Origin of the sequence: Algoriphagus marinus, from assembly GCF_001936475.1 — a bacterium.
GTDB lineage: Bacteria > Bacteroidota > Bacteroidia > Cytophagales > Cyclobacteriaceae > Algoriphagus > Algoriphagus marinus.
The window spans coordinates 256,578-269,163 of sequence record NZ_MSPQ01000008.1; the positions used below are offsets into that span (position 1 = coordinate 256,578).

Here is a 12,586-nt window from a genome sequence, read left to right on the forward strand (position 1 = left end):
GCGCTTGGAAATTTATCCAAGCGCTTTTTTTGATCCTATGCCTAATTATTTTTTATCAATCTCCTTGTGATCGTTTGATTATTAATCTGTACTTGAATTTGGTATAATCCATTACTCAGTGCACGTAGATCGATATTTCTAATAAATCCTTTTTCGTAATCTCCGGACTCTTCAAAGACTAATCTTCCTGTAGCATCAAACACCTTTAATTGGATAATCGATGGCTGGGAAATATCTATTTTAACATTGGTCTCCGATACAGCAGGGTTAGGATAAACTAACACTGAATTTTCCTGCATTTCTCTAAATAACTCAAACTCTTTGGTGAGGACATTTCCTACGATGTCTGAACTGGAGATATTAATAGGGAGGATATCTGTTCCCATTTCATTTCCCTTCCAAATCAATCTATTCTCTTCAATTTTGAAGTTTGAATTTGGTAGCAATTCGTAAGAATGGAAATCATCAGCTGTATCAACCGTTTTTAAAACAGCAATTATATCTCCTTCTTTCACATCTATTGGGATAATAACATTCGATAGAAGTATATCTGTTGGAGAAGGTTTATCCAAAACAAGAACTGATACTTGGACATTTTCAGATAATACTCCTAGTTCCGAATCCTTTAAAACACCTTCTACAAATTGAACACCTTCTAAGATTGGATCATATTGATCCATATTCCAAAGAATTGGCTTTTCAGAAAGTGAATTTTCAATTCCTGTTAAATCTTCATGAATTCTTTCCTTTGAAGTATTCCAGTCCACAACCATCAATTCCAATTCTCTATACGACTTGTTTTTCCTTTTTTCAGGACTATGAACCGTGATGCTACCTCCTGTTATTTTTGTCGACGCCTCTTTATAATCTGAAGCTCCTTTTTCATTATCATAGATAATTTCAGAAGTTGAACTATTCCAAATCTTAATCCTAAACTTGTCTATCTCCTTTTTACCATATTTCTTTTTATCATCTTTTTTATCCCCATCCACAGCTGACACCATAAAGGAATATCCCGAATTCCCATTGATAGTTCCCTTCCCTTTATAAATAGCCTTATATCCTGCAATTACCAAAGACATATCATCATAGGAAGAACTATTAAAATTAAGGCCACCATTCTTAAACTGGAACTCTGTGTTGCCATCTACTCTATTACTTCCTTTTTTGTATTTGGCTACGAAACCGAAGTTGGCTCTACCTTCCGCATTCATATCTTGTAAATAAGCTCCCTTCGGAGACCATATAGTACCTCCTCCAGTTACAAAACCTCCATCTGGATCATAAATAACAGCTAGGTCCGTTAATCGCTCAACTTTGTTACCACATTCATCTATCACAACCAATTTGATTTGGTATACACCAGCTTTTGAATAGACGTGTTGAGCATCAAATCCAAAATCATCAGACTCATCATCATCGTCGTCATCATCACAATCCGAATCTTCCTTATGCTCTGAATGCTTGTGTTTTGTATTAAAACCGTTGAAGGTTTTGTTAGGCATGATTAAAGAACTTATATAACGAGAATTATAATCTGATTTATCGTGACGAGGTTTATCATCTGAGTCATAATTTATAACTGATGTTGTTGTTCCGTCATCCCAATCCCAATAAGCCTCTACAATAGAACCTAAAACCATAGCTGAAACCTTGATTTTTGAATAAACAGGTTTTGGATCCAATGGTCCTGAAATCGAGATTATTTCTAAGTCACTTAAGCATGGCTCATCAGAACAGCTTCCAGCAATTCCTGGGTTTTTAAATTCATCAGAATCATCACAATCATCCGGGTTGGCTACATAGCCCAAAGGCATGTTGCAGGATTCTATCGAGTTATTCGGATCTCCAAAGCCGTCGCCATCCTGATCTAAATAGTAAGTGGTCAAGCCAACCGCATCCGGATCTGCGTCATCCACTAAACCATCGCAGTCATTGTCAATGCCGTCACAGATTTCAGGTGCTCCTGGATAAACCGTGTTATTGAAATCATCGCAATCTCCTTCGCTAGGCTTGAATCCATCACCGTCTGAATCATTTTCGTTAAGAATTATTGTAACAATTGCTGTCTCATCATTTTCATTTCCATTGACATCTCTTGCAGTCAAGATCACCATATTGTCACCAACGTCTACACTTGAGAATGTATAGTTATCCAGCACTAGGGATAGAATGCCGCAATTGTCAAATGTTCCATCATTAACATCTTGTGGAGTAATTGTTAAAGTCTCTCCTTCATCAATATTGAAAGTTCTATTTCTAGTAATTACTGTAGGCAATTCCGAATCAACAACTGTTACCATGAAGCTGGCAGTTTCTCCATTTCCATGAATGTCTTTCGCAGTATAGGTTACTATCGTTTCACCAACTGGGAAGATTGTACCTGATTGATAGTTTGAATTGAATGTATCTATTCCACAATTGTCGATTGCTTCAGGTTCAATCCAACTCACTATTGCTCCACAAACTCCTTCATCATTGTTTACAATGATGTTACCAGGAACATTCGTAATCAAAGGTTTCTCAATGTCATTTACTGTGATAGTCTGAATTACCTCTTCAGCAGCATTGCCATTCACATCCGATACATTCCAAGTAATCGTAGTCTCTCCAACAGGATATGGTGCGGTCAATTCAAGGCCGTCACTTCTGACTCCTGTCGGATCGCCAACAGCGCAGTTATCCGTTGCAGAAGCAGTCGCGGTAAAGCTTGCTTCGCAAAGTCCAGCTTCGGTATCCAGGTTCTGATCTCCATTGGTGGTTATCACAGGAAGTTGAGTGTCAGTAACAGTAACATTAAAGCTACATGTTGATTGATTTCCAGCTCCATCTGTAGCAGTGTAGATTACAGTAGTTATTCCAACTGGGAATAAAGTACCTGGTTCAAAATTGCTATTCAGGATCACTGAGCCGCTGTTATCTGTAGCTGTTGGTTCAATCCAATCGACCAAAGCTCCGCAGTTGTCCGCATCTGTTTCTACAGTGATTCCAACTGGGCAATCACTAATAATTGGATCTTCATTATCTCCACTTTCTGTGATATCTATTTTAAAACTGCATTCCTTTGTATTACCAGCAAAGTCTGTTGCCTGATATATTACAGGTGTAGAACCAAGCGGGAAGAATTCTCCACTCGCCAGTCCACTGATCAATTCTAAGCTGGCAATACCGCAGTTATCCGTCGCTATTGGCAAATCATAGTTGATCACTTTCCCTGTTTCTCCAAATGCAACTGTGGTACTGATGTCGGATGGACAAGTAATCACAGGAAGCTGATTATCTATTACGGTAATAGTCTGAACAACTGCTTCGGCAGCTTTTCCATTTACGTCTGAAACATTCCAAGTAATCGTAGTCTCTCCAACAGGATATGGTGCGGTCAATTCAAGGCCGTCACTTCTGACTCCTGTTGGATCGCCAACAGCGCAGTTATCTGTAGCAGAAGCAGTCGCGGCAAAGCTTGCTTCGCAAAGTCCAGCTTCAGCATCCAGATTCTGATCTCCATTGGCGGTAATAACAGGAAGTTGATTGTCTCTTACAGTAATGGTCTGTACGACTTCTTCGGCAGCGTTTCCATTTACATCTAAAACATTCCAGGTAATGATGGTTTCTCCCACTGGATACGGAGCAGTCAAATCAAGTCCATCACTTCTGACTCCTGTCGGTTCGCCAACTGAGCAGTTATCGGTAGCAGAGGCAGTCGCCGTAAAGCTTGCTTCGCAAAGTCCAGCTTCGGCATCCAGATTCTGATCGCCATTCGTGGTTATCACAGGAAGTTGATTGTCAGTTACGGTAATAGTCTGAGTTACCGCTTCTGCAGCTTTTCCATTTACATCCGACACATTCCAAGTAATCGTAGTCTCTCCAACTGGATACGGAGCAGTCAAATCAAGTCCATCACTTCTGACTCCTGTCGGTTCGCCAACTGAGCAGTTATCGGTAGCAGAGGCAGTCGCCGTAAAGCTTGCTTCGCAAAGTCCAGCTTCAGCATCCAGATTCTGATCGCCATTCGTGGTTATCACAGGAGGTTGTGAATCAATCACCGTTACTGTGAAGCTACATGTTGATTGATTTCCAGCTCCATCTGTGGCGGTGTAGATTACTGTTGTTATTCCAACTTGGAATAAAGTACCTGGTTCAAAATTGCTATTCAGGATCACTGAGCCGCTATTATCGGTGGCAGTAGGTTCAATCCAATTGACCAAAGCTCCGCAGTTCTCCGGATCTGTTTCTACAGTAATCCCAACCGGACAATCATTAATAATTGGATCTTCATTATCCTCGCTTTCAGAGACATCAACTGTAAAACTGCATTCCATTGTATTACCAGCAAAGTCTGTTGCTTGATAGAGTATAGTTGTAGAACCAAGCGGGAAGAATTCTCCACTTGCCAGTCCACTGATCAATTCTAAGCTGGCAATACCGCAGTTATCCGTCGCTATTGGCAAATCATAAGTAACCACTTTTCCAGTTTCTCCAAATGCAACCGTGGTACTGATGTCGGATGGACAAGTTATCACAGGAAGCTGATTATCGATAACTGTAATAGTCTGAACAACTACTTCGGCAGCTTTTCCATTTACATCTGAAACATTCCAGGCAATGGTGGTTTCTCCAACTTGATATGGTGCGGTCAATTCAAGTCCGTCACTTCTGACTCCTGTTGGATCGCCAACAGCGCAGTTATCCGTAGCAGAAGCAGTCGCAGTAAAGCTTGCTTCGCAAAGTCCAGCCTCGGCTTCCAGATTCTGATCTCCATTCGTAGTTATCACAGGAAGTTGATTGTCAGTTACGGTTATGGTCTGTAACACTTCTTCCCCAGCATTGCCATTCACATCCGATACATTCCAAATAATGGTAGTCTGTCCAACTGGATACGGAGCAGTCAAATCAAGGCCGTCACTTCTGACTCCTGTTGGATCGCCAACAGCGCAGTTATCCGTAGCAGAAGCAGTCGCGGCAAAGCTTGCTTCGCAAAGTACAGCTTCAGCATCCAGATTCTGATCCCCATTCGTGGTTATCACAGGAAGTTGATTGTCTCTTACAGTAATGGTCTGTACGACTTCTTCGGCAGCGTTGGTATTTATATCCGATACATTCCAGGTGATAGTAGTCTCTCCAACTGGATACGGAGCAGTCAAATCAAGTCCATCACTTCTGACTCCTGTAGGTTCTCCAACTGAGCAGTTATCATTAGCAGAAGCAGTCGCTGTGAAGCTTGCTTCGCAAAGTCCCGCTGTCGCATTCAGATTCTGATCGCCATTCGTGGTTATCACAGGAAGCTGATTGTCAGTTACGGTTATGGTCTGAATTACCGTTTCTGCAGCTTTTCCATTTACATCTGAAACATTCCAAGTAATCGTAGTCTCTCCAACCGGATACGGAGCAGTCAAATCAAGGCCGTCACTTCTGACTCCTATTGGATCGCCAACAGAGCAGTTATCTGTAGCAGAAGCAGTCGCGGCAAAGCTTGCTTCGCAAAGTCCAGCTTCAGCATCCAGATTCTGATCCCCATTCGTGGTTATCACAGGAAGTTGATTGTCTCTTACAGTAATGGTCTGTACGACTTCTTCGGCAGCGTTTCCATTTACATCTAAAACATTCCAGGTAATGATGGTTTCTCCCACTGGATACGGAGCAGTCAAATCAAGTCCATCACTTCTCACTCCTATTGGTTCGCCAACAGCACAGTTATCCGTAGCAGAAGCAGTCGCAGCAAAACTTGCTTCACAAAGTCCAGTTTCTGCATCCAGATTCTGATTTCCATTCGTGGATATCACAGGAAGTTGATTGTCAGTTACGGTTATGGTCTGTAACACTTCTTCCCCAGCATTGCCATTCACATCCGATACATTCCAAATAATGGTAGTCTGTCCAACTGGATACGGAGCAGTCAAATCAAGGCCGTCACTTCTGACTCCTGTTGGTTCGCCAACAGCGCAGTTATCAGTTGCAGAGGCAGTAGCAGTAAAGCTTGCTTCGCAAAGTCCAGCTTCGGCATCCAGATTCTGATCTCCATTCGTAGTTATCACAGGAAGTTGAGAATCAATTACCGTTACCGTGAAGCTTGCAGTTTCCACATTCCCATGAATATCTGTGGCAGTGTATGTCACTATTGTTTCTCCCTCTGGGAACGTTTCACCAGATTGGCGGTTTGATGTGAAGGTTGCAATTCCGCAATTATCAGCAGCATCTGGTTCTGTCCAAGTGACAACAGCTCCACATGTATTAGCATCATTGTCGATATTGATATTGGCTGGAACATTCGTGATCACTGGTTTAATTTCTTCTACAACAGTGATCAAAACAACCTCTGTTGCTACATTGCCATTGGTATCTACCACCTTATAATTAACCGTATTCTCTATACCTATATTGGAGCAATCAAAATCAATTGCTTCTAGGCCAGTCTCGAAGTAATACTCAGCAATACCACAATTATCAACAGATCCATTTTCGACCATTCCGATAGTCAAAGTCCCTATTCCTAAATCATTTAAATAGACCGTTATATTCTGTTTAACATTGATATTTGGAGCTTCTAAATCACTCACAACTATTTCAGCAAATTCCGAAACAACGGTAGAATTGGAATCTGTAACTCTTACCTCATAACTTCCTTTTGATAAATTATCAAATAGGTTTGAGCTACTGTTTGTGGCGATAAGGTTACCTTCTTTAAACAATTCCAGAGTAAATGGACCAGTGCCTGCAAAAGTTATGACTTCAAGTTTTCCATTTCCTGCATCTACACAGGATTCATTTGTAATATTGATATCAATTCTAAAAATCTCTTCGAATTCTGCAATCACATCTTTATCAGAATCCATCGTAAGAATGAACTCATCTGATGCGCCTGTTGCATCTCCTAACCATTGGTTAAATCTCCATCCTACTGCTGGAATTGCAGTTAAGACAACTTCTGAATCAGGGTCAAAATTATTTTCGTTTGGACTTCTGGTAATAACACCTGAGCCAACTACCGAAGAACTAAGGACAAACTGTAAATTCTCACAGTAGCCTTTTGTTATCGAATTATCATCCAGATTATATTCATAAGGATAAGCATCTACTATTTCTGCATACAACTCAAATGTGTTACTCAGAACTGTGAATTCAAAAGCGGCTAATTCGTTGGTTTTTGGTCCAACATTAACTTGTCTTCTTGCAATCTCTTGTAGCTCATCTCCTATTTTGTGATATAAAATTAGTGTGCCTTCAGTCCCTACATCTCCCTCATTTCCGACCGTAATATCTACAGTAATTAACTCTCCATTTTCAGGACAGTCTACACTTAAACCCAGGTCTTCGAAATACAGGTTTGGAGCATCGCCTACAAAAATTGAACGAATGGCTGAATTGTTATTCCTGTTAGCATCATCAAGAACTTCTTCGACATCAATGATTGCCTCAAGGTTCTTCAAGCCTCCAACCGCACTGCTGTAAGGCTGAGTAATAGCCACAGTTCCATCCTCACCTGCAGCAACTCCAGAAACCAAGACGTCATCACCCAACTGGACTCCATCAACATTTAATCGGACTTTAAATGGTCCTGCAGGAACAACTCCTATATTATCAAATGAGACAAATACATTGATCTGTTCATCTAAATCAGGATTGATTTTAGTTGGGGATATATAAGGTGGTAAAACTCTTAAATCCGGGCCTGGAGTATTGATTGTGATTTGTCTTGAATACGAATTATCACTTTCGTTGCACTCGGTGAAATCGTCTGTTTCATCGACCACAACTTTCAAAGTAAAAGTACCTGCTTCTGTAAATATGTGTGGAACAGACACAAAATTCCCTAAACCCGAATAGGTGGTTGGTATTTCATCAATACTTGTCTCTTCAATTAAAACATCATCTAGATAGAACCTGACATTCACATTGCTTGGAATAAACAAGCCGGTATTTTGAATATAGGCATACAAATTTTGAACTGTATAGACTTGAAATTCACCTTTCCAAACGCCTGACAAGAACCGTATGGAAGGTTTTAAATCCACGCAAAGAGGCATTGAAGCAGAGTTATTTGATTCAGAGACTTCTTCTATTTCTCCCAGGTTATCCGTCACGAAACTCACACTATGATTACCGTAAGAGGCTATTTGTGTAACTAACTGAATGGAATCAATTTCATTTTTAAGTAAGCCATCAGAATAAACTGATGTTTCAGTTCTGTCTATTCCATCTTCTCTAATAGTGAATTTATTTTCAAATGAAGCAACTAGATCAGAATAACCACTATTCGAGAATTTAGCCTGAATCGTAAAGCTTTCCCCTGGAATCGGGAGTTTCGGAATTACTGAAAGCAGGTATTTTGACGTACTTAGATCCGGCTTTTTAGGTAGGTATTTAATAATTTTTGTAATGGTATTATTATTCTCATTTCCCTCGGAAATTTCACCCGAACCAATGGGTTCGTCTACCTTGACCTCTATTACATGATCGCTTGTAGTAGTAAAAAGATTTGATAGCGAGAAAGTGGCAGCTCCACATCGATTGATAACTGGAACGGTTCTTGAATCAAAAAGAACTCCATCCAAATAAACATTCACATTGACTGAGGATGCTGTAGCTATGCCCCCGTCATTATAAGCCCTTACATTGAAAACATAGGGATCTTCAAGATTAAAAGTCTCTCCTCCAATGATAAGAGGTCTTAATTCAGGAGTCGAGCTATAGTTTTTAAAATTCTGTCTATCTGAATTATTATACTCAACCTTCTCCGAAACCTGATTAAAAGGATCAACAATCATCTCCACAAAGCATGCAGGATCTGAACAATTATTGATGATGGAAGGAATAGTAGTAAACGGATATTCAATGAATTCTCCAGGGTTTAGAGACTCCACTACAAATTCAGCAAGCACTCCCTCGCATGAACTATACCGTACCACAAAATTCTCCGCTATAGCATCTCCTGTATTGGTAACTTTAGCTGTTCCAGTTACCGTTTCCCCAGCTAGAAAGTAATTTTTTGTACCAAAATTTATAGAAATATCACTGACAAGATCTGGCTTAAGGGTAACATTCGGGTCTTCTACCACCGAAATAGTTAAAGGTCCAAATGACTCAACAAATCTTCCATCATCCACTTCCCCACTTACAGTATAATTTCCTGTTACTGGGAATCCTGAAAATGTCGTACCAAAAGTGCCTTGTGATGAAGTAAAAGTAGACCGCACTCTACCGTCACTGACAACCCATCTCACTGTAGCATTTTTTACTTTAGGAGTAACAGCAGGATCCAAACCTGTAAAAGAAGCAAGACCGGAAATTGTTACATTTTCCCCGACATAGTAAGTCGTTTTGTTTGTATTCGCAGAAACTGAAATCCCTTCCGGAAGGGCATAAAAGCGAATTGCGAAGTTATTCAGCTCATTTTTCTCCAGTAAGTTTTGAGCAGAGTCAAGTACAACTTTAATTTCATGAAACCCGGAATTTGTAAATGCATAATCAAAGGAATAATCTGTAAATGACTGAGGGTCGACTGAGGTGATTTGATCAGTTTTGATGAGTGTTTGATCATCAAAAATGAAGATATCGAAATTCTCAGCCAGATAATCGGAGGTATTGGTAATTTTGGCTGTTATGGTAAAGTTTTCTCCAATTGCAGGTTCATCATTGCTAAACAAAATATCATCTGCAAAAATCGCAATATCCAAGAAATCAGTAGTCACTAAAGGACGATCGCTAAGAAGTGGAATTGCTAAACAGCCACCTTCATTTGAAGCTTGAATCCGGGTATTCCAATTCACATCATTCGTTAATCCAGAAACTGTAACGGTATAAATTTTCCCATTAGTGACATCACTATCTGCCGGATCTTCTTCTACCATTGAAAATTCAAGAGTTTCCAAATCAGAGGTCATCACCACTTTTGGATATCCTGAATCAGGAAGAGATCCGTTTACCTCAGAATATTTCACACGGAATACAAAATCTGTTTCGTTTGTTCCGACTGTTGGAGAAACCAAATCACTCTCATACCCTTCATCCCCAACAAACCGTAAAGTTGGAATTTCTGCAACTTGAACAGTTGTAAATAATTCCACCGAACAACCATTTCCATTGGTAACAATCACCGAATAGGTTGTAGATTCTGAAGGGTTTACACTTATAGAAGGCAATACAGATCCATTGCTCCATAAGTAAGATGTTCCACCAGTTGCCGTTAGACTTGCAAAAGTATTTTTGCAAATAGTTTGATCTGGAGAAATCGTAGCTACAATATCTGGGTAATGAGTAATATTCTTTTCAGCACGGTCATTAATAGAGTTCTCATCTATACCTACCAAATATCCTGCAATCAGGTAATCCCCTTTTGAACTTAAGTCAGCTTTTTGGGTAAAAGTATAGGTATAAACTTCACCTGGAGAAAGCACCAAACCAATTGGCAAAGTCTCCTGGATTATTTCAGTTCCATTGACTGAATAAGCCAATATCAAATTCTCTGCGAAAGTACTTCCCACATTTTCTATTCTGAGGGAAACAGCCTCTTCGGTAGTCAAAGAACAATCTGAGGAAGGATCAATTATAGCATTTGCTGAAATGTCTAATCCATTTACTGCGGTAAACTCTACTGCTCCCAGACTTACTGGCAGAGTTCTAGGATTATCTTCGATGTCTGTCGAAACAATAGCGGTCAAATCAAATCCATTTGATGCCAAAGCTTCATTCTGAGGAACCAAATTCGAACTTGAGAAAAAATCTGAATTGACAGTTACTGAATTAAGATCCTGAGAAGAAGAACTTCTCCAAGCGGCTAGATTTGAATTAGTCGAAGCACCCCATAATCCTAGATTACTACCAGTGGTAAAGAGGTTGTTATAATTACTTTCTGCAATTGCTGAAGTGGCTAAAATCTTCAAGGCATAGCCAGTTCCAGATTGGAAAATATTGTTGACGAATTTATTACTTCCACCACTCGAAGCATATTCCAATGCTGCTCCTGCGGATTGATTCCAGATCGAATTATGATAAAACTGAAGATAATCTGTATTGGATAGGTAAACTGCCCTATTTGGTCCTTCGGAGTAAAAGAAATTATTATAAACCAAATTTGAAATAGAAGCTGAACCAGCAATATTTACTAACCTCAATGCATTCCCTTTCCCACTGACAACTCGGTTATTTTTTACTAACAATCCTTCCGAAACATTCTCAGCATAAATTGAAATCTGATCTTCAGTAGAGCTGGTATTAAGCGTATTTCCAATAATTTCTGGGGCTAATTGATTATTGAGATAAATGCCTCTAAAACCTATTTCATTTAGTGTATTCCCGCTTACTAGTGTTCCTGACATGCGATTATTACTACCATTCGAGGAGATATAAATACCGTAAACTCCACCAGTTACCGTGTTATTTAAAACCCGGGTATTTTGCCCAAAGGAAGGGGCTATATCAATTGCCTTCTTCAAAGCACTGGTCCCTGTAGCTATTGGGCTTTGTATTTTTAATCCTTCAAAAAGTAAATCTGTAGCTCGGTTTCTAACCTGAATCACCTGAGCTGTTCCAGTAGTTTCAAAAGTCAGGTTCTTGAAAATATAATGTTCAGCATTATCCAGTTTCAAAGTATAATCCACTATATGACTGATTACTACGAGGTCTGGATTTTCATTAGCTGATTCAAAAGTAATAGTTGAAGTTTCTGTTGTTCCTGAAACTGATCCCAAATTAACTTGTCCAGTATAAGTACCATCAGCGATTAAAAAACGAACTGCTCCTGAAATTCCATTTAAGGTCAAAGCCTCAGAAGCCGCAGCAAAAGTTGTGAAGTTTCGATCTCCACTTCCAGCAGGATCAAGTGTATAGTCTCCAATCAAAGGCGCTCCAACTATAGCAAACTCGTTAGCTCCAATGCTCACTGGGGCTGTTCTAGGATTGCCATCAATATCTGTGGAAACAAATGAAGTTAAATCAACGCCAGCTTCTGTGAGACTCGGACTTTGAGCTAATAGATCAGTATTTGAAATAAACTGTGGATCTACATTTAATGAATTTGCATCTTTTCCAGAAAGTGATTTCCAAGAATTTAAATCTGTAGCATTGCTGGTCCCCCATCTTCCCAGGTAAACACCTGAAGTGAAAAAGTCATTGTAATCCATCTCATCCAAACCTGTCGAGTTAGCCACATTCACCGCATAGCCTGTGTTCGACTTGAAGATGTTGTTCTTGATTTTGTTTCCCGCTCCACCCGAGCCAAAGTAGTAAATGCCCTGGGCTCCGCCTGTCGTATTGATGTTGTTGTGGTAAAAACCCTGGTACTGATTGGATACAAAGTATACCGAATAGCTACCTGCCTTTGAATGAATCTGGTTGTTGGCAATCAAGGCCGGGGAGCCCGCAGTAGCGGTACAGCTGGTCATATACAGACCATATTGATTCGCTCCCTCAATCCGGTTGCCAGTAAAGCGAAATGCCCCCTCTACTTCGTCTATAAAAAATCCATCCGAACTCGACGAGGAAGATCCCAATAATATCACGTCGTTATCGGTGATTGCTGCTCCGGTCAGGTATTGCAGTACCATTCCTCTATAAAATTGATCAGTCAGCTCATTGTTGCGGATCTCTCCCC

1 protein-coding gene is annotated in these 12,586 nt (G+C 40.1%); it reads right to left on the reverse strand.

Going from position 1 to position 12,586, the window contains the following annotated elements; genetic code table 11:
* Window positions 1-41 precede the first annotated feature (41 nt).
* Window positions 42-12,539: an HYR domain-containing protein gene (locus BVC88_RS14565; RefSeq protein WP_217694761.1), complete on the reverse strand. Its 12,498-nt coding sequence runs from the start codon at window positions 12,537-12,539 to the stop codon at window positions 42-44.
* Window positions 12,540-12,586 lie beyond the last annotated feature (47 nt).